Below are 18,845 nucleotides of genomic sequence, written 5' to 3' on the forward strand. Positions count from 1 at the left end.
GGTGAATAGAATTTATGAAGGCTTGTTGGACAAGCAACCATTTTTTGTGAAAGTACTCGATAAAAGTCATTTGCCAAAAGTACTTGATTTGCAAGAGGTTGTTTATGATGCCTTGCCTAATAAAGACATTCTACAACCGTTATCTGAAGAAGAATTTTTAGTTATGCTCGAAGGTAGTGGATTAATCATCGGTGCATTTGTTGGGGAGACATTAATCGCATTCCGTGCAGTAGTAGCTCCAAAAATCGATGAAAAACATTTAGGATATGATATTGGATTAGTAGATGAATCAGATTTGAAACGAGTTCTTTATCAAGAAATATCCAACGTCCATCCCGATTATCGAGGGTATGGTTTACAAAAAACATTAGCGAAGGTGATTATGCGACAAATCGATATGAATCAATATGATTATCTAGCGGCAACCGTCATGCCTTATAATATTGCGAGTTTAAAAGATAAATTTGCCCAAGGGTTTTATATAGTTGCTTTAAAATATATTTATGGTGGGAAATTACGTTATGTTTTTGCTTTAGACTTACGTGAAGAACCAATCTATGAAGATGAACCGGTAACGATTTCGATGGGCGATATAGAAACTCAACAAAGGCTTATACAAGAAGGATTTATAGGGGTTGCAATGAAATCGTTAGAAAATGATTGGGTAGTTATTTACAAGAAGAAAAGATAAAAAGTGCAGCAGTAATAATTATTTATAGAAAAAACGCATGAATGTTGAAAAAAAATAACACTCATGCGTTTTTTATTCGTTATTTCATCGGGCAAAACTCACATCGCAATAAGCCAGGAACATCCTTTGAAAAACAGCAACTTTTCCGTAAAGGTTTATTTACTAATTGGGCTGGAATTTTTCCCCCTGTATATTGGTAAAACCACGATTTATTTGAAAAACGTTGCCATACTTTCGTATCTTCTAAAATTTCTAGATCCTCAAAAGCGCGGTCAGCAAGTAATGGATTTTCCAGCAGTTCATAATAATTCCACAACATATATCCAAAAATATTTTCCCATAAAGTTAAAGGGGAGATGGAAGTTGTTTTTCGTAATTGCAAAATGACTTCATGGCATTGATATAATAATTTACCAATGACATATTCCCGTTCATTATCTTCCACATAACGGAAATCGTTAGGTGTGATGAAAGTACCGAGGGTATTGACACCAAATTCATTAATCAGACTATATCGAATATCTTCCCTTTTACCATCCCATATTTCATCATACATCGCTAGCATATGAAATTGGGTAGCAATGAACATTCCAAACCGTCTTCCAAAGTGGGAAATGGCAGCAGCTTCTGTATTTGCTTGCGTGATCCCCATCATTAAATTTCTAAAATCGGTTAAATAAAAATCTCTATGTAAATTTTCTAATGTAAATAATGGGCGTTCAGGGTCCTCTGTAAAAATACTAAAGGAGTTTAAAACACGTATTTGTTCATAGGTAAGGGCAGGCATTTCGTTCACCTTCTTTTTTACATTAACTATAACATTTTCGTCTTTTTTGATGAAGTTTTAACACATAGTAAGGGGGATCATGAACCAATTTTAAATGATGGAACAGAGAAGTTCTTTTTCCCGTCTATTAGAAAAAAGGGATAATGGGAGATTTTTTCAAATATAGGTAACGGAATCGGTATGGAAATGCCAATTTTAAGTATTTGAATGGCTATATTAAAGGGAATCGTTATAACAATATTAAAAAATTGGTAAAAATGTTGACATTTTAAATGAAAATGATTATCATTATCGTATAAACAAAAACTTATTACTTAAATGTAGTAAGCTTTTCTCCAGTATACTAATCTAACGTTCTCCCCCCTAATTGAACGTTGGGACACTTTATAAGGCCGGCTTCAACTTTGAAGCTCGGCCTCTTTTTCTTTTAGCACCGATTTTTTTGCAACGAGCATGGTGTGATAACTATGTAATAACATGCCCAAAATAATAACTACGATTCCTATTAATGCAATTGGGGTTGGTAAAGGAATACCTAATAAAAGCATTTCTCCCATAATGGCAAATAGAACTTCGGTTGATTGGGTTGCTTCAACGGCAGCTAATTTTCCTTGATCCTCACGGGAACGATCCGTTGCAATAAAGAACAAAGTCGTAGCAATAACTCCTGAACTAATTCCTACTATAAAAGATTGAAAAACTTGATTTCCAGAAGGGAGCCCGACTGTCATTAGGGCATAGATTGCAAGACAAATCCAAATCGGTAAAGAGGCGATAGTCATACCAAGAACTCGTTGATACGTATCGAGTCGTCCTCCACATACTTCCATCATTTTTCGATTTCCTAACGGATAGGCAAAGGCAGCGATTAAAACCGGTAAAATACCGAGTATAAACGTTTTAAATGATAAAGTTTGTGCTTGTGGTATTTGAATTAGGAATATCCCTATTAATATTACAAAAGAAATAATTAATGATAGAATGGGTATTCTTTGACGAACATTTACTCCATCTATAACTGTAACAAATAGGGGAGCTAATAAAACACCAGCCACAATAGTAAATTGCCATGTTCCAGAGACGAGCCAACCAGGTCCAAAGGAAGCTGCATAGGTAAGGGGGGCGTAGAATAATCCAAACCCTACAAAACTCCAAAGTAACCATTTAGTTGGTTGGGACTTTATTTCAAACGTAAGTGGTTTCCATCCTTTTCGTGAAAATACGATAATTAATAGAAAAGGAAGCATGAAGAAGTAACGTAATGAAGAACTCCAAAGCCAGCTGCCACCTTCCAATTCCATTGAATGATTTAAGACAAATGTGACAGCGAAGAATAATGCGGCTAATATACCTAAAGCAATCTCTTTCAATTAAACAACCTACTTCCTATTCAAGATTTAACGAAGTATGTAAACTGAATTTTCCAACTATTATATCGATAAAAATACGAAGTAAGAAAACAAATCTTACTTCGTAAAATGTATTATTTTGCTTGTTCCTCGTACAATCGGATAATTTCTAAAATCACTCTTGTTGCTTTTTCCATTGTTTCAGCAGATACAAATTCAAATTTACCATGCATGTTCTCCCCACCTGCAAAGATGTTTGGAGTTGGGAGACCCATAAAGGATAGTTGAGAACCATCTGTACCTCCACGAACAGGTTCAATGATTGGTTCGATATTTAAATTTTCCATTGCTTTGTAGGCGATGTCAACGATTTCTTTAACGGGCTCGATTTTTTCACGCATGTTATAGTATTGATCTTCAATTTCAACAGTAATCGCATCTTCGCCGTACTTGTTTTTCACCATTTGTTCAACTTCTAGGAAATGGGCCTTTTTCGCTTCGAATTTTTCACGGTCGTGATCACGAATAATATATGAAAGTTTTGCTTCTTCAATATGACCGTTGAAGTTCATTAAATGAATAAAACCTTCATAGCCTTCTGTTTTTTCAGGAACGCTTTCCTTTGGCATAGAATTTTGGAATTGAATGGCTAAAGTAATCGCATTTACCATTTTATTTTTTGCTGAACCCGGATGGACACTAGTACCACGAGTTGTTACTTTAACGCCAGCAGCATTAAAACTTTCATATTGCAGTTCACCTAGTGGACCGCCATCCATTGTATAAGCATAATCCGCTCCAAAAGCTTTTACATCAAATTTATGAGGTCCACGGCCGATTTCTTCATCAGGCGTAAACGCAACACGAATCTTGCCATGCTTAATCTCTGGATGTTGTACTAAATATTCCATGGCAGTCATTATTTCAACAATACCGGCTTTGTCATCGGCTCCTAACAGAGTCGTACCGTCCGTCGTAATTAGTGTTTGACCGACATAGTTTTTTAAATTTGGGAAGTAACTAGGAGACATTGTAAGTTCATCATTTAGTCGAATATCTCCACCATCATAATTATCGATACGTTGAGGATTTACGTTTGTTCCAGAAAAGTCGGGAGACGTATCAACGTGTGCTAGGAAACCGATTGTTGGAAGGTCTTTGTCCGTATTAGCTGGTAAAGTGGCAAATAAATATCCATTTTCGTCTAATGTGATCTCTGTTAGCCCGATTTCTTCTAGTTCATCTTTTAATAGATTTAATAAATCAAATTGTTTTTCAGTAGAAGGTGTTGTAGAGCTTTCTGGATCTGATTGTGTATCAATTTTAGCGTAGCGAATTAATCGTTCAATGACTGTTTCTTTCATGGATAATCCCCCTCATTGTTTAGTGCTTCTATTGTATCACGTTGCTTCGAATTGCGGAATAATTTGGAATACTCAAAGCCATTAATAATTGTGCACTATAATAAGTTAGCATAATAAGCTGATGGGAAAATTCTACGTTTATAACAAACTTGTTAATAGCTAATATAGAATCGGAAATAATAAATAATATCGCCCCGGCTACAGCATATTTAGAGCCTGCTCTAAAGGAGGTCCACCCCATCGTTAATATGACAAACATATAAATCGTAACTGCACATGCTAAAATAAGCTCATTTTTCTGAATTAAAGTTCCGCCAATCCAAATTAACATAATAACTCCATATACGATAAGGATAACCTTTACCCATAAAGGAGTAGCCTGTTCTTTCGTTGATAGGAAAGCTCGAATATAAAAAATATGACCGATTAGGAAACTAATAAGCCCAATGATAAACCATTGCAATGTATAATCCCCGATGGCACAAAATATAAGAGCAATAATCATTAATGTTTTATAAGGGATAATATGCTCAACTTTAAATAGAAAAGCTAACAAAATGACTAAAACCATCGGTATTAATTTAAATACCATTACATACGGATCGCTAATGGTGTCTAATAAAAAGACGTAATAAAACCCGAAAACAATAAATAAACCAATTATCCATTTGTGTAATACGATAATGAACACTCCTTTTTTAATTATTTATGAAACTATTTAAGGGGCTATTCCGTAAAAGAGATATAAGAAAGGGTGATTCTATTGACACAGACTCTCATTTTGGCGCTAATAGCTGCTGTGATTGCAACGATTCTCATTGTCCCACTTTCCAAAAAGATTTATAAAGGGCAATTAACGACTCAGCAATTAGTTAAAACGTTAATCAGTGTTCTAATAGCAAGTTTTATTATTTGTTTAGCAATACTATATATAACAAAAATTGATCTACACTGGACTATCTTTGTCTATATATTACCAGTTTTAGCATTAATAGGTGCTGTTTTATCTACTGGAGTTGAACAAACCTTTAAAGGAATTGTTTTTTTAGCTAGCTTAATTTTATTAGGGTATTTATTATCTGCTCCTCTTTGGAATGCAAATGAAAAATATGAATCTGCAAAAATGGATGAACAGGTTGAAATTGAACCGTTCGATGAAACACAAACACCTGCTAGCGTACCGCCACGATTTGCGGAAAATAAAATGAAAAAAGCCTTTGGGCAAGTACCAAATACTAGTTACTATCAGTTAGGAAATTTACAAATTCAAAAAGTAAACGATGAATATGTTTATATTGCGCCTGTTGAATTCTCTGGGTTCTTCAAATGGTTTAACGGTAAAACGACACCTGGTTATTTCACGATGAGCGCTACAGATTCGACGGATAATCCGAAGTTTGTAGAAGCAGAAATGGCTTATGTACCGTCTGCCTTTTTAAATCATAATTTAGAACGTCATATGCGTCTTGAAAATCCAACTTTAATTTTCTATGGAGAACCTCAGTTGGAAGTAGATGATGATGGGAAACCATATTACATTCGCTCTTACGGTGAGTTCGTTACGGCCCGCAACGGATTTGATGTTAAGGGGATTGTTATGGTTGACGCAGAGACAGGAGATTCAGAAGTATTAACTTTAGATGAAGTACCTGAATTTATTGACGGAGCGGTATCTCCTGAATCGGTTAGTCTTCAAAATAGTTATTTTGGTAAATACGTTCATGGTTTCTGGAATAGCGTATTCGGTAAAAAAGACGTGAAGATACCTTCTGACGAAGGAACAGAAGCTAATGTAAGCCCAGTTTTCAATGAAAAGGGTGAAATGTATTATTTCACTGATTTTACAAGCCCTAAAGAAGGGGTAGATTCGATGTTAGGATATTCATTAACGAATGCCCGTACAGGTGAATCGACTTACTTTACAGGAAGTCTGGAAGAATCATATATGGATTCCCAAGGAGCTCTAGATATCATTGAAAAGAAATTTATCGAAAAAGAATGGCAAGGTGAAATGCCAATTTTATATAACTTCTATGGTGAAGCAAGCTGGTTAGCTCCAGTTTTAGACTCGAATGGATTTTTACAAAACTACTTTATCGTATCAGCAGCAAACCCTGAAATTTCAGCTTATGGTACGACACCAAATGATGCTTTAAAGCAGTATAAAACTGCCCTTAGTCGTGGTGGAGGTACCGTTGATGGAACATCCAATTCCGAAGAGGCTACCATTACAGGGCAAGTTGAACGGGTGTATAAAGAACGGGTAGGTGATTATACGGTCGTTTCATTCTTATTAAATACTGGTCAAAACTTTACGGTTAGCACGCAAAATGTTCCTTTAGTTATTTATTTACAAGAAGGGGATCAAGTTGCGATTACTTATTACGCAACGGGTGAATTATTCCTTCCTGTAAAAGAGATGGTAATAGAAGGAATAGCGGCACCTTAATACAAAAACCTGACAGATGATATTATCCCCTTTAAGTAGACAATGTTAAAAAAACTACAGTACGCTGTAGATAACATTTTACTTAAAGGGGATTTTTCTATGTCGAGAAAAAATAATACGTATTCAAATGAACTGAAATTGGAAATCGTACAGGCCTATCTAAACGGGGAAGAGAGTATGCAAAAAATTGCGGACAGATACGAGATTCGCAATGTTTCGCAGGTAAAGGCTTGGGTGAAGAAATTTAAAGAAGTAGAATCGATTGAAGCATTTAACCGTCTTCCATCTACAGGTTCAGGGGCAAAGGGTGTGAAGAATCCGTTAAAAGGCAAACGTGTCCATTTTAAAAATGTAGAAGAAGAACGTGACTATTACAAAGCGCAGGTTGAATATTTAAAAAAGCAGTATCCAAATCTGTAAATGGAGGAATGCCCACTTATCCAGATCGCTATCAAATTATTGAAGAAATGAAAAGCAGTTATCCGATGACGTGGCTAACTGAAATGGCGAAAGTACAACGTTCAGGGTATTATAAATGGTTGAAAAACGGCAAGGTATCGTTACGTAAATAGGATGATGCGTTATTAAAGGAGCACATTTTAACGATTCATCAAACACATAGAATGTACGGCTATCCTCGTATGAAAATGGCTTTACGCGATAAAGGTTTCAAGGTAAATCATAAAAAAGTGTATCGAGTGAATTAGGTATCCAATCGATTATCCGTAAAAAACGTCGTGTGTGAGGAAATCGTATTTCACGTGTATTCGATAATGTGTTAGACCGTAAATTTAAAGAACGTACAGAAAAAGAGGTACTCGTTACGGATATTACATATTTACCTACTAAAAGTGGCTTTCTATACCTATCAGCAGTACAAGATTTATATAACAACGAAATCGTCGCATGGAAAATAGGTGAGCGAAACGATTTAGAATTAGTAATGGACACATTACATGAATTAACGACAAAAAGAAATGTGTATCGTAGCATCATCCACTCGGATCAAGGCTTCCAATACACATCTATTAAGTATCACCAAAAAGTAGAACAGCTCGGGATGATTGGTAGCCATTCACGCAAAGGTAACTGCCATGACAATGCTTGTATGGAAACATTTTTCTCACAATTTAAAAGCGAGTGATTGTATCTATTAAACGACAATTCCGAAGAAGAAATTAGACAAGCTGTTGAACAATATATTTACTTTTATAACTTCCAACGATTCCAAAAAAGACTCAACCACCTGGCACCGATAGAATATCGACACCAGATGGCTGCTTAGTCTTTTTAAAGTTGTCTACTTGACAGGGGTAAGTCCACAAATTTCTTTAGATCTGTCAGGTTTTTAATTTGGTTAATAAAAAGGTTTATTTATTTCCAATTGAAACCTTTTGAAGCTAAAAATTCTTTAATGAACGGTCTTCTTTGTTCAACTAAGAAATCAGCCATTTGTTTTGTCCAATTAGACATTTTTTGATTCGAACTACGGCTTGCATAATAGTTTTCCATCGTTGCATCGTATTCATCTAGTAACGTATCGTATTTTTCCGCGTTATAATCATTTTCATGTAAAATCGCTTCAACTGGAAGACGTGGTTTTGTTTCGTTACGTTTTGTCGGAGTTCCGATCGTCATAGCAAACAATGGGAAAACATAGTCCGGTAAATTTAATAGTTCACTAATTTCTTTTGGATTGTTTCGAGCGCCACCAATATAACAAATGCCATAACCAGCATCTTCAGCAGCAATAACGAAATTTTGGGCAAAAATGCCAACATCCGCCACACCGACTATTACATTTTCCGCACTATCTGCCACAATGTCGACTCCATGTTTTTGTCCAGCAACTTGTAGACGTTTAAAATCGACGCAGAATAAAAATGCAGCGCCTGCTGTTTTAAATTGGAACTCATTATTAGACAGCTCACCAAGCTTTTGTTTCTTTTCTTCATCTGTCACCCAAATGACGCTATATGCTTGTACAAAATGTGAGCTCGCAGCCATTTGTGCAGTTTGAATTAAGTCGATTACCGTTTCTTTCGGTATTTGTTCACCTGTATATTTTCGAACAGATGAATGACTACGTAATAAATCCTTTGCTGACATTTCCTTTTCCTCCCCTTTTAAATATGTATTTCCTCTTATAACATATAGCCCTAAAGAGAAAATACTCTTTAGGGCTATATTAGTATATTTTAACATGATTTACAAAAGGGGAACCTTCACTACTAATGGGAATCTGTTTAGTTTTTCTTAAAGGCGGATGTAATTTTTGGTTCCGACCCGATACGTAATCGCTTTACATTTTCCACATGGAGATACAGAGCAATTAAGAATAGAGTAAGGGCGATTAAAAATGGCCAAATCGTTGGCTCGATTAGTAGCGCAGTTACGCCAAAAAAGATATACAAAACAAATACGCCAATAATTAGGTAATTCGTTAGTAGGGAAGTAACAACAAGGGCAAGAACAGCCATTAAACCGAATTTCCAATCGAGTGCAATGAAAATGCCAATTAGAGATGCTGTTCCTTTTCCGCCTCGAAATTTCATATGAACCGGGAAGTTGTGCCCGAGTATAACGGCAGCTCCGATTAAATAAAGTAAAATTGAAATTTGGCCACTCGAAAAATTGGTAAAATTCGTTAAAATGACTCGAAGTAAAACAACTGCCAATACACCTTTTCCGATATCTATTAAAGCAACAAGAACCCCATACTTCCATCCAAGGGATAACGTTGCGTTTGATGCACCTGCATTACCATGGCCAACTTCTTTTAAGTTAACGCCCGATAAAAGTTTAGCCACATTGGATCCATGTAAACAACCAATGAAATAACCGAATATAAGGACGAGAATGATAGGATATAACAAAAACAAAAGGCTCCTTTCCATAAAGATGTATTTATAGTATACTCTATGATTCTATAAGAAGTTTCGAAAAATTAAAAAAGATTATTGACAAGTAAATCACTATGATTTATAGTGAATTCAACGATGGAACATGAATCAAATACCTTTATCCAGAGAGGCGGAGGGACTAGGCCCTATGATGCCCAGCAACCAGCGTGAATACGCAAAGGTGCTAATTCCTACAGATTTTGATTAGATCTGAAAGATAAGGGGAGGAAAAATTGCAGCTTGCAGCCCTCTTCTTTAGAAGAGGGCTTTTTGTTTTTCCAAAAGGTCCTCCTCATACTAAGATCGCCCATCGATACTATATTAGGAGGAAGAAACATGTCACAACAACGTCCGGAAACCCAATTGCTTCATGGCGGTCAAAAACCAGACCCTGTAACAGGAGCAATTGCAGTACCAATTTACCGAACAACGGCCTATGCTTTTGAAAATACGGAGCATGCACGCCAATTGTTCGCACTAGAACAACCAGGAAACATTTATTCTCGCATCATGAATCCAACTGTAGACGTTTTTGAGCAACGAGTTGCTTTACTAGAAGGGGGAACTGCAGCTGTTGCATTATCATCTGGTGCTGCTGCCATTGCCTTTTCTATTTTAAACATAGCTGGTGCAGGAGATGAAATCGTATCAGCTGGTTCATTATACGGCGGCACGTATAATTTATTCGCAAATACTTTACCGCGTTATGGAATTACAACAACCTTTGTAGATGAAAGGGACCCAGTAAACTTTGAGGCTGCTATTACAGATAAGACAAAGGCAATTTATGCAGAAACAGTTGGGAACCCTAGTTTAAACATTTTAGATATTGAGAGAATAGCGGAAATTGCTCATGCGCATGGTCTTCCGTTAATCATCGATAATACATTCCCATCCCCATACGGATGTAACCCGATTGAGTTTGGCGCGGATGTTGTTGTCCATTCAGCAACGAAATGGATTGGCGGTCATGGAACGACAATCGGAGGCGTTGTTGTTGATGCTGGTAAATTCGATTGGACACAAGGTCGATTCCCAGGATTCACAGAGCCAGATGAGTCTTACCATGGTTTACGTTATGGAATTGACACGGCTACGGCTGCATTTGCCACAAAGCTTCGTGTTCAATTATTACGTGACTTTGGTCCAACATTAAGTGCTGATAGTGCATTTAACTTCCTACAAGGGTTAGAAACGCTTCATTTGCGTTATACAAAGCATGGTGAAAATGCATTAAAAGTTGCGGAATATCTTGAAAGCCACCCATTCGTGGAATACGTAAACTATCCAAGGAAAGAAAATTTCCCATCGCATTCATTAGCGAAAAAATATTTGAAAAACGGCTACGGATCAATGCTTACATTTGGCATTAAAGGTGGACGAGAAGTGGGAAGTAAAGTAATCGATAACGTTCAATTATTTTCCCACGTGGCAAATGTAGGGGATGCAAAATCATTAATTATCCATCCAGCATCAACTACTCATCAACAATTATCACCTGAAGAGTTAAAGGTTGCCGGCGTTTCAGAAGAGCTCATTCGCCTATCAGTCGGCCTAGAAGCTGTTGAAGATATTATTGCAGATTTGGATCAAGCATTATCAAAAGCGGTTGAAGGGGTAACGGAAACAAACGCTGCATTATAAAAGTTGATGATGAAAACGACAATTAGCATTCATTGGTGAAAGTCGTTTTCGCTATTTATGCCATTCATGGGGCTGTTGATTTTTTAAAACCTAGTAATTTTATTTGTTTTATTGACATTATAAAGATTGCTTATTATACTTGGTTTAATAAGAACCGATACACGTTGCCACTTTAGTTTTCTTATACGAGGTTAGTAAATTTTCATTCAAGGAGTGTTGTTAAATGGGAAATATTTATAGTGCTCAAAATGTTGCAGCTTTTTTTATATACGAATTAAATGAAAGAAAACAGTTTGTTAATGCCGATGCATTGCAATATTTATTAGCTGAAGTAGAGTCATTGTGGAATGAGCATTATGGGCATAGTGCATTTTCGGAGGAAAAGGCGAATTTCATTGAAAATCCATATATAATAAAAGAGGTTTATGAGACGTATAAAGAATACGGTCAGCAACATATAGAGTTGCCGGCAAAAGAGTGGTATTTAGAATATGGTCAATTTCAACTTGTATACCGTACAATCGGTTTACCAGCCTTTACAGCTGAAGAAAAGTTGCTTATGAATATCATTATGAATAAGTTTCCTAAAAGCATTTTGAAAAAAGTATCTTAATCTTCCCATTTAACAATAAAGAAGTCAGCACATTTGTGCTGGCTTTTTTATTTAAGGCTGCCAGAGCAGGCGAAGCAGGAAAAGGATTTGCAGTTGTAGCGGATGAAGTAAGGAAATTAGCCGAACAATCAGCAAATGCAACGAATCAAATCGCGGATATTATTAGCCATATTCAAAAGGAAATAAACGAAGCGATAAAAACAATGGCAACGGGTACGGAAGAAGTTACGACAGCTACACACCATATGTCAAATCAATCAAAACTTGTAGCAGCTTCTACAACAATTGTTCAAAACTTAACGAATGAAAATTTAGCCGGTGTCCAAAATATCTCTGCATCAACAGAAGAACAATTGGCGTCCATGCAAGAAATTTCTGCATCTGCAGATGAATTGTCCGTCATGGAGGAAGACTTACAAAAAGTTATACAACAATTTAAATATTAATAAATGGAAAGCCTGTAACGATAAGTTGCAGGTTTTTTTCATGGGGAAACAAATCTTTTATTAATAAAAGAGAAATCCTTTTCATAATCGAAAACTATTCGAAGGTTTCAAGGGTATATATAGTGAATGCATTCAGTAATGAAGAGAAAGGGTGTGAATAATGAAGGAAGCGGAAATTGTTCACCAATTTCAAAATGGTGACGCCAGTGCCTTTCGGAATTTATATGATCTTTATTTTGATTATGCAATCCGGGCGGCCACAATTGTAATGAATAACAATCATTTCTATGCGAAAGATGCTGTACAAGAAACGTTCATACGTGTCTATCAAAATATTCATTTATATGACCCATCTAAACCTTTTAAACCATGGTTTTATAAAATTCTTTTGAATGAGTGCAATCGAATTTTAAAACGAAATTCTAATGTCATTAGCATTGGTGATCGCATCGGCATGTTAGAGCAAGAGGGTCATCTAAAGGAAGAAATGAGTCGTTATGTTGAATATGAAAACTTATATGATGCTATTCAGAAGTTGGATTACCATAACCGGATACCGATCATATTGAAATATTTAAATGGATTTAAAGAACAAGAAATTGCTGAAATTATGGACGAAAATATAAACACGATTAAATCTCGATTATTAAAAGGAAAACAAAAACTTAAACGCTTCCTAAGCTCGGATAAGGAGGGGGATAAAAATGGATGATAAAAAAATGGAACGGGATATATATAAAACATTAAAAGGCCATACAGATGACGTAGTTAATGAAAGGGAAGAGATATGGAACTATATCGAGTCCCAAATAAATTTACAAGAAAACAAATTGATACCTACAACAAAGAAGAAAGAGGAGAAAAAAGTGAAACAGCGAAAAAAATCAACACGACGCTTGTTTGGTTTAGTTGTTGCGGCAGCGATAGTTGTCCTCGTCTTTGGTATGTTCACAACGAATACGGGTCAGGCATTTGTTGAACAAATAAAACAATATTTTGTGCCTGAAAAAGAAGTAATAACGGAAATCGAAGGGGATCAAGAACAAAGTGAAGTCATTCTTCAAGAACGGGTAGATTATATTATTTATATAGATGAAGAAAGGTATCAACTTGTTCAAGAGGGGGGGGTGGATAAAATTGTTCCGAAAGTACCTTTAGAAGATAAATATCCAGAAGTATCTATGACGATTTCTCAAATTGTAGACAAAACGCCTGAGCAACTGGCAAATGAATATGCAGATCAACTTAAAAGCTCCTTTGAAACCGTTAAAGAAATTGAATCAGTCACAGAGCCGGTCAATGGACTTTTAGTTTCTGCTATCGATGGTAATGAATGGGATAGTAAAGTGAATAAACTATATATTATATCAAACGGACGGGAAGGCAGTTTTGTATTTGATTTAAAATACTTTCTTGAAGCTTCTGAAGGACACGGGGCAAGATTTTATCATATGTTGAAAGAGTTCCAAATTGTCGAAGAATAAAATTATGTTATAATAATAAATAGGTATCTCTAATGAAAGAGATACCTATTTATTTATCCTTAGAAATTCCCTATAATTGGAATAATACTTATGAAAAAATTCCGTTTGCATAATGGGGATTTTTTATTGTTTGACCTTCTTAAAAAAACAAATGTCCATCTTGGGGAGAATTTTCTTGAGTTCCTTTTCAATATACGATAAAATTTTCTTATGTTAAATTTTTCGAATTGTTTGTTTTTAACAATTAAAGAAACATTCGTGTGAAGAGTCAATAAAAAACTATCGAATTGCGTATCTAGGGCGATAAGTAGGGTAATTTTAAAGCGAGGGTTAAAATTTTATTAAAACTTTTTCCGTAATCTTTAAGCTCGAAAAACGCCAACGATTTAGATGTACAGTGAAGATGGAGGCGAGTATAGAATGGCAACAATCAAGGCTGCCATCTTAGGTTTTGGCACAGTAGGTCAAGGAATATTTCATGTTTTAAATGAAAAACGTGAAGAACTTCGTGACAAATTAGGATTGGAATTAGAAGTAGCAAAAATATTAGTACGTGATCCATCAAAAGAACGGGTGCCAGGAACAGCCCACCTTTTAACTGATAGTATCGACGATGTTCTTTCTGTTAAAGGACTCCAAGTCGTATTTGAAGCGATTGTGAATGAAGAACCTTCATTTACATATTTAAAAAAGGCTGTTGAAAACAAATGTCATGTTATTACGGCCAATAAAGTCATGTTTGCTAAGCGTGGACTTGAATTGCAAGAATTAGCAAAACAAAACGGTGTATTTGTCGGTTATGAAGCGACAACTGCTGGCGGAGTACCAGTTATTAAAACGATGAAAAATATTTTATTAGTCAATGAAGTATCAAGTATTCAAGGTATTTTAAATGGTACGACGAATTTTATTTTGACGAAAATGCGTTCAGAAGGTTTATCCTTTGATGACGCTTTAAGGGAAGCTCAAGCATTAGGCTATGCTGAAGCGGATCCATATAATGATATTTCTGGCCAAGATGCCTTTAAGAAACTAATGATTTTAAGTTCTTTAGCCTTTGGAGAGCAACCAAATTGGGCAGATGTAGAAGTCATTGGAATCGATTGTATTACATCAAATCAAGTTGCTGATGCAACTGAACAGGGTCTTCGTTACCGCCACGTAGCAGAAGTTGAAAAGCATCCGGATGGAACGATTTATGCTAAAGTTGCACCGATGTTAGTAGATAAAGAGCATCCACTTTATCCAATCGATGATGTTTTTAATGCGGTTACGATGGAAACGAACTACATTGGAACGTTGACATTAATTGGACCTGGTGCAGGTATGTATCCGACGGCAAGCGTCATGGTAGAAGATTATGCTGAAATTATTGGCAAACGCGCAGGTTTTGTCGTATCGATATAAAATCATCTTGAGGCGTTTAGAAACTCCTCAAGATGTTTTTTTATTAATATAAATTGGAACGATCTCCAATTTATTTAATTGTATAAAGTTTATCGATTAGTCTTCATCTTTAATATCTGGATCTTCAGGTATTGGGGTATTTCGCCAAATTTCGATTTCTTCTTTAATACGTTCTAATTGCTCATAATAAGTGTCGAACTGGGCGCTGTTTACGAGGAATTGTTCTCCGTCATGCACCGCTTTTATTCGGCCAGCATAAATGTAGCGAAGAACTTGTTCCTCTGGCATCGAGATGTCTTTCGCTGTTTCAGCAACAGTTTTATACATGTATGATGACCTCCTTCTAATAGTATTATATATAATTTTAATTGAAAGCACTGTTTAGGGACAGAGTTTAAATATATTCCTAAAGAAAGATGGAAGAATAGCATAGTTTAATCAATATGTACTTAAGGGGTGTAATGTTTGAAGATTTTACCATACATATTTGTGTTACTAGCAGCAATGCTTTGGGGGACAGTAGGAACGACTCAAACGTTTCTTGAAGGGGGGATATCTTCCATTGCTGTTGCATCTGTACGATCAGCAATTGGTGGAGGAATATTGCTAATTATTCTTGTGTTCATGGGGAAAATAAATTTTCGAAAATGGTCTTGGAAATGGACCATTCTAGCTGCGTTAACCATTGCATTATTCCAATCGTTATTTTTTACATCGGTTCGATTTACTGGCGTAGCTCTTGGAACAGTTATAACAATAGGCAGTTCACCGGTATTTTCAGGTATAGTAGAATGGGCGATTTGGAAAAGAAAACCGAATAGACTATGGGGAATCGCTACATCCCTTGCTGTAATAGGATGTGTTTTATTATTTGTTAATAGAGGAGAAGCAACCGTACATCCTGTCGGTATTTTACTTGCGTTATGTGCCGGTCTAATGTTTGCCCTTTATACGAACTGTAGTAAGCAGTTAACAGAGCGGGAAGAGACTCTCCCAGCTGTTGCTATGACTTTTACGATCTGTTCTTTAATGTTAATTCCTTTTTCACAAGACGGCGTCAAATGGGTATTTTCGTCACAAAATTTAGTACCGATGCTCTTTATGGGCTTAGCGGCAACGAGTATCGCTTATATTTTATTTTTAGCAGGTTTAGAAAAAATAAGTTCCTCCTCTGCTGTTACCTTATCTTTAGCAGAGCCTTTAACAGCAGCATTACTTGGTGTTTTTCTAGTAAATGAATATTTAAGTCCGACATCTTGGATTGGGGTAATATTATTGCTAGGAGGAATTGTTGTATTAACAGTAGGGGGAAGGAAATCGAATAGTGGTCAGAAGATAGGTGATTACTTCGAAATTCCTTCTGATAGTTCAAGTTAATATGATAGATATTTGAGAACTTGCCTCTCAAGACTTTTATTGTATCGACGCAAAACAGCATGTTGAATCAATAAAAAGAAACCGTTTGTGGAAAATTTCAAAACGGTTTCTTCCTTATACTATGGAATATAGAGATTAATAAGTTGGTTCGTTGTTTATCTCTATACTAGGTTATTTTGAATAGTTTTTGGCTTTATAAATTTCATGAAAATAAATCGTACTACTGGTCCCATAATGATAATTTGTAAAGGCAATGCCATAACAAAGTTTTTTCCAAATAAAGCGAAATACTCTGTAATAACTGAGTTATTAGTAAAACCATTATGGATATAAGTTGTGACTAATCCGTAAATTGACATGAAGAACGCCATCCCAATCACCATACAAGTTGAAATGGCAAGGACAGTATAGACTTTTTTTGATGAATTTGCCGTTAGTCGCAAGGCGATTTTTTTTGCATAAGGTCCTACTAAAAATAGATCCAGTATGAAGGCGATTGTAAACCCGATTAAAAAATCGGATATTCCTTCTAAGAACGTAATTTCCCCAAACATCCCATTCAGGTATAAATTATATATGGTCATTACAAGTACCATTCCAAAACACATAATTAATCCAAAATAGAAACTTTCTTTTTTTGTTGTTGGCATAAGTTAACACTCCTTTCTGTGTACTAGTAGTATTATAGTGATTCGATTTGTGCTTCGTAAGTGAAAAGTTTAGGGCTATTTTGTGTCACGAAACGTACGTTAAAGAATTGAGGTAATCTCATTATTAATGAGCAGTATCAATTTTTTATGCTGATTGGTTATATGAGAAGAGTTTAAGGATTTAACTTACATAAACAACTATATTTAACCCCGTTCCAAAAAAGAACGAGGTTATTTTGTTTAAGATTTTAAAAGAGATCCCCTCTAAAAATAGTAATCCCATATAAAGTCTACAATCTATCCTAAAACAAAGTTAAAATATGGTAAGATACGAAAATAAGTATTTTACAGCGATCATATTAAAGTTCACTAAAACACATTAATTTCTTAAGAATTTCGTAAGACGTATACCCTCTAAAGTTGTATATATATCAGTAACTTGAGAGGGTACAGAAGACATGTACCCCAATTTGTACCCCAGTTCACACCATTAATTAAAAGTTAATAGTTTCCTCAATTACTTTTATTGCTTCTTCTTCTTTTTTTCTTAGAGAATGTGCATATACTTTTAACACCATTTCTACCGTATCGCCTATCAACTTAGCCACAGTAGTTACCGGTATTCCCTTAGAAATTAATAACGATGCATAAGTATGTCGTAATGCATGAGGTGTTACACGTTTAATAGCACCAAATTCGAAAGCTCTTTCCATCAGGTAATTTGGAAGTGAACGAGAGATTGGTTCTGCAGTAGAAGGGTTGATTAGTACATAATCCATTTCTTCTAATTTTAACCCTAAACTAAGTTTCTTCTCTTTAGCCCATCGCTTATATTTTTTTAAATGGCTAAGCAGAGAAGAACTTACATCAATTTTTCTAATACTATTTTCTGTTTTAGCAGAACGTTCGCCTAAATGATCTCGTGTACGCATGATTGTAATTACTTTGTTTTCTAAATCAATGTCATGCCAGCGTAATGCTAAAGCTTCACCTTTACGCATACCAGTTGAAATTAACAAGAGAACCAAAGTTTGGTGAGTCACACTTTCATTTTCATTTACATATTTGATTAATTTTGAAATTTCTATTTCACTTAAAATTTCATTCTCATTAATCTCTTTCTGTTTCGATTTAAATTTTGGTAGATTAACTTTTGATATTTTATTTCTTAGGATAATTTCATCTTCTACAGCTGCATTAATAATACTGTTGAAAACGGAATGTATTGTACGTACAGTAGAAACTGAATATTTATTTGCCAATAAATCTAAAAATTCTTGATATCTCGATTTTGTTAACCTAGCAATCTTTAATTGCCCCAGCTCGGGAATTATATGATATTCAATTGCGTTTTTATATTGAGCAACGGTACTAACTTTCCATTTCGATTCGTTACGAGCATACCAAGTCTTTACCCATTGTTGGATGGTAAGATTGTTATTATCTACTTGCTGTAAGTTACCTTTCAATATTTCTGCTTTTAATTCAATTAGCGCTAATTCAGCATCCTTCTCTGTCTCATAACCCTTTTTTGTTTTTTCTCTTCGTTTCCCATTCGAATCATAAAAACGATAACGATATGCAAATTTCTTTAGTTTTCCTTCTTTGTACCAGTAGATGTGTTCTTTTTTGGTCTTGTTTAATTGTTGTCTTGCCACTTCCATCACCTCTTTCTATTAGC

Annotated in this window: 23 protein-coding genes and 1 riboswitch; of the genes, 14 read left to right on the top strand and 9 right to left on the bottom strand. The window is 35.4% G+C overall.

What is annotated here, in order from left to right; all coding sequences use genetic code 11:
* Position 1 precedes the first annotated feature (1 nt).
* Positions 2 to 691 (top strand): GNAT family N-acetyltransferase, encoded by a 690-nt coding sequence (locus MHH69_RS00930; protein ID WP_122971793.1) that lies wholly within the window; start codon positions 2 to 4, stop codon positions 689 to 691.
* A gap of 79 nt (positions 692 to 770) precedes the next feature.
* Here the strand turns inward: MHH69_RS00930 and MHH69_RS00935 are convergent, their stop codons facing one another.
* From MHH69_RS00935 to MHH69_RS00950, 4 genes are all read right to left on the bottom strand, one after another.
* Positions 771 to 1,478, bottom strand: coding sequence for a Fe-S oxidoreductase (locus MHH69_RS00935; RefSeq protein ID WP_122971794.1), 708 nt, complete (start codon positions 1,476 to 1,478; stop codon positions 771 to 773).
* A gap of 398 nt (positions 1,479 to 1,876) precedes the next feature.
* Positions 1,877 to 2,848, bottom strand: a complete 972-nt coding sequence (locus MHH69_RS00940) for a DMT family transporter (RefSeq protein WP_122971795.1) — start codon at positions 2,846 to 2,848, stop codon at positions 1,877 to 1,879.
* A gap of 113 nt (positions 2,849 to 2,961) precedes the next feature.
* Positions 2,962 to 4,191: a peptidase T gene (gene pepT, locus MHH69_RS00945; protein ID WP_122971796.1), complete on the bottom strand. Its 1,230-nt coding sequence runs from the start codon at positions 4,189 to 4,191 to the stop codon at positions 2,962 to 2,964.
* A gap of 28 nt (positions 4,192 to 4,219) precedes the next feature.
* Positions 4,220 to 4,783 (bottom strand): lysoplasmalogenase, encoded by a 564-nt coding sequence (locus tag MHH69_RS00950; RefSeq protein ID WP_122971835.1) that lies wholly within the window; start codon positions 4,781 to 4,783, stop codon positions 4,220 to 4,222.
* A 171-nt stretch (positions 4,784 to 4,954) separates the two neighbouring features.
* Between MHH69_RS00950 and MHH69_RS00955 the strand changes: the two genes are divergently transcribed.
* The 6 genes from MHH69_RS00955 (at position 4,955) to MHH69_RS19280 (ending at position 7,925) form a co-directional block, all read left to right on the top strand.
* The gene (locus tag MHH69_RS00955; protein WP_122971797.1) at positions 4,955 to 6,640 is read left to right on the top strand and encodes a hypothetical protein; all 1,686 of its coding nucleotides are present in this window, start codon (positions 4,955 to 4,957) and stop codon (positions 6,638 to 6,640) included.
* 99 nt (positions 6,641 to 6,739) lie between these two features.
* Positions 6,740 to 7,060: a helix-turn-helix domain-containing protein gene (locus tag MHH69_RS00960; protein ID WP_122971798.1), complete on the top strand. Its 321-nt coding sequence runs from the start codon at positions 6,740 to 6,742 to the stop codon at positions 7,058 to 7,060.
* Between the two features lie 8 nt (positions 7,061 to 7,068).
* Positions 7,069 to 7,212, top strand: coding sequence for a hypothetical protein (locus tag MHH69_RS00965; RefSeq protein ID WP_158599687.1), 144 nt, complete (start codon positions 7,069 to 7,071; stop codon positions 7,210 to 7,212).
* Between the two features lie 51 nt (positions 7,213 to 7,263).
* On the top strand, positions 7,264 to 7,347 hold the full coding sequence (locus tag MHH69_RS19275; RefSeq protein ID WP_421930389.1) for an IS3 family transposase: 84 nt from the start codon (positions 7,264 to 7,266) through the stop codon (positions 7,345 to 7,347).
* 68 nt (positions 7,348 to 7,415) lie between these two features.
* Complete coding sequence (locus MHH69_RS00970) at positions 7,416 to 7,784, top strand: DDE-type integrase/transposase/recombinase (protein WP_341361499.1); 369 nt, start codon at positions 7,416 to 7,418, stop codon at positions 7,782 to 7,784.
* Positions 7,785 to 7,925, top strand: a complete 141-nt coding sequence (locus MHH69_RS19280; protein WP_122971801.1) for an IS3 family transposase — start codon at positions 7,785 to 7,787, stop codon at positions 7,923 to 7,925.
* Positions 7,926 to 8,014: 89 nt separating this feature from the next.
* On the opposite strand, the gene nfsA is transcribed toward MHH69_RS19280, so the two are convergent.
* Positions 8,015 to 8,749, bottom strand: a complete 735-nt coding sequence (nfsA, locus tag MHH69_RS00975) for an oxygen-insensitive NADPH nitroreductase (RefSeq protein WP_341361500.1) — start codon at positions 8,747 to 8,749, stop codon at positions 8,015 to 8,017.
* 137 nt (positions 8,750 to 8,886) lie between these two features.
* The gene (locus tag MHH69_RS00980; RefSeq protein ID WP_122971803.1) at positions 8,887 to 9,516 is read right to left on the bottom strand and encodes a glycerol-3-phosphate acyltransferase; all 630 of its coding nucleotides are present in this window, start codon (positions 9,514 to 9,516) and stop codon (positions 8,887 to 8,889) included.
* 142 nt (positions 9,517 to 9,658) lie between these two features.
* Positions 9,659 to 9,767, top strand: a riboswitch (SAM riboswitch).
* A gap of 112 nt (positions 9,768 to 9,879) precedes the next feature.
* Between MHH69_RS00980 and MHH69_RS00985 the strand changes: the two genes are divergently transcribed.
* From MHH69_RS00985 to MHH69_RS01010, 6 genes are all read left to right on the top strand, one after another.
* Complete coding sequence (locus MHH69_RS00985) at positions 9,880 to 11,187, top strand: O-acetylhomoserine aminocarboxypropyltransferase/cysteine synthase family protein (protein ID WP_341361501.1); 1,308 nt, start codon at positions 9,880 to 9,882, stop codon at positions 11,185 to 11,187.
* A gap of 223 nt (positions 11,188 to 11,410) precedes the next feature.
* On the top strand, positions 11,411 to 11,800 hold the full coding sequence (locus tag MHH69_RS00990) for a hypothetical protein (protein WP_122971805.1): 390 nt from the start codon (positions 11,411 to 11,413) through the stop codon (positions 11,798 to 11,800).
* 35 nt (positions 11,801 to 11,835) lie between these two features.
* Positions 11,836 to 12,246 carry a methyl-accepting chemotaxis protein gene (locus MHH69_RS00995; protein WP_341361502.1) on the top strand — a complete coding sequence of 137 codons (411 nt, stop codon included), beginning with the start codon at positions 11,836 to 11,838 and terminating at the stop codon, positions 12,244 to 12,246.
* A 160-nt stretch (positions 12,247 to 12,406) separates the two neighbouring features.
* Entirely contained in the window at positions 12,407 to 12,958 is a 552-nt protein-coding gene (locus tag MHH69_RS01000) for an RNA polymerase sigma factor (protein ID WP_122971807.1), read from the top strand.
* Entirely contained in the window at positions 12,951 to 13,730 is a 780-nt protein-coding gene (locus tag MHH69_RS01005; RefSeq protein ID WP_341361503.1) for a hypothetical protein, read from the top strand. The genes MHH69_RS01000 and MHH69_RS01005 overlap by 8 nt, the downstream gene beginning before the upstream one ends.
* A gap of 420 nt (positions 13,731 to 14,150) precedes the next feature.
* Positions 14,151 to 15,137, top strand: a complete 987-nt coding sequence (locus MHH69_RS01010) for a homoserine dehydrogenase (protein WP_122971809.1) — start codon at positions 14,151 to 14,153, stop codon at positions 15,135 to 15,137.
* A gap of 96 nt (positions 15,138 to 15,233) precedes the next feature.
* Here MHH69_RS01010 and MHH69_RS01015 read toward each other — a convergent pair whose 3' ends face one another.
* Complete coding sequence (locus tag MHH69_RS01015; RefSeq protein WP_122971810.1) at positions 15,234 to 15,464, bottom strand: DNA-binding protein; 231 nt, start codon at positions 15,462 to 15,464, stop codon at positions 15,234 to 15,236.
* Positions 15,465 to 15,602: 138 nt separating this feature from the next.
* Between MHH69_RS01015 and MHH69_RS01020 the strand changes: the two genes are divergently transcribed.
* Positions 15,603 to 16,514: a DMT family transporter gene (locus tag MHH69_RS01020; protein ID WP_341361504.1), complete on the top strand. Its 912-nt coding sequence runs from the start codon at positions 15,603 to 15,605 to the stop codon at positions 16,512 to 16,514.
* Between the two features lie 161 nt (positions 16,515 to 16,675).
* Here MHH69_RS01020 and MHH69_RS01025 read toward each other — a convergent pair whose 3' ends face one another.
* Entirely contained in the window at positions 16,676 to 17,164 is a 489-nt protein-coding gene (locus MHH69_RS01025) for a DUF2798 domain-containing protein (RefSeq protein WP_122971812.1), read from the bottom strand.
* Positions 17,165 to 17,658: 494 nt separating this feature from the next.
* Positions 17,659 to 18,822, bottom strand: coding sequence for a site-specific integrase (locus tag MHH69_RS01030; RefSeq protein WP_341361505.1), 1,164 nt, complete (start codon positions 18,820 to 18,822; stop codon positions 17,659 to 17,661).
* Positions 18,823 to 18,845: the final 23 nt, after the last annotated feature.

This window comes from Ureibacillus sp. FSL E2-3493 (assembly GCF_038077515.1).
Classification (GTDB): domain Bacteria; phylum Bacillota; class Bacilli; order Bacillales_A; family Planococcaceae; genus Ureibacillus; species Ureibacillus halotolerans.

Coding starts and splice junctions, on each gene's coding strand:
- MHH69_RS00935 (WP_122971794.1), bottom strand. CDS start 1,478: ATGCCTGCCCTTACCTATGAACAAATACGTGTTTTAAACTCCTTTAGT.
- pepT (WP_122971796.1), bottom strand. CDS start 4,191: ATGAAAGAAACAGTCATTGAACGATTAATTCGCTACGCTAAAATTGAT.
- MHH69_RS00950 (WP_122971835.1), bottom strand. CDS start 4,783: ATGGTATTTAAATTAATACCGATGGTTTTAGTCATTTTGTTAGCTTTT.
- MHH69_RS00960 (WP_122971798.1), top strand. CDS start 6,740: ATGTCGAGAAAAAATAATACGTATTCAAATGAACTGAAATTGGAAATC.
- MHH69_RS00965 (WP_158599687.1), top strand. CDS start 7,069: ATGCCCACTTATCCAGATCGCTATCAAATTATTGAAGAAATGAAAAGC.
- MHH69_RS19275 (WP_421930389.1), top strand. CDS start 7,264: ATGTACGGCTATCCTCGTATGAAAATGGCTTTACGCGATAAAGGTTTC.
- nfsA (WP_341361500.1), bottom strand. CDS start 8,749: ATGTCAGCAAAGGATTTATTACGTAGTCATTCATCTGTTCGAAAATAT.
- MHH69_RS00985 (WP_341361501.1), top strand. CDS start 9,880: ATGTCACAACAACGTCCGGAAACCCAATTGCTTCATGGCGGTCAAAAA.
- MHH69_RS00990 (WP_122971805.1), top strand. CDS start 11,411: ATGGGAAATATTTATAGTGCTCAAAATGTTGCAGCTTTTTTTATATAC.
- MHH69_RS01000 (WP_122971807.1), top strand. CDS start 12,407: ATGAAGGAAGCGGAAATTGTTCACCAATTTCAAAATGGTGACGCCAGT.
- MHH69_RS01005 (WP_341361503.1), top strand. CDS start 12,951: ATGGATGATAAAAAAATGGAACGGGATATATATAAAACATTAAAAGGC.
- MHH69_RS01010 (WP_122971809.1), top strand. CDS start 14,151: ATGGCAACAATCAAGGCTGCCATCTTAGGTTTTGGCACAGTAGGTCAA.
- MHH69_RS01015 (WP_122971810.1), bottom strand. CDS start 15,464: ATGTATAAAACTGTTGCTGAAACAGCGAAAGACATCTCGATGCCAGAG.
- MHH69_RS01025 (WP_122971812.1), bottom strand. CDS start 17,164: ATGCCAACAACAAAAAAAGAAAGTTTCTATTTTGGATTAATTATGTGT.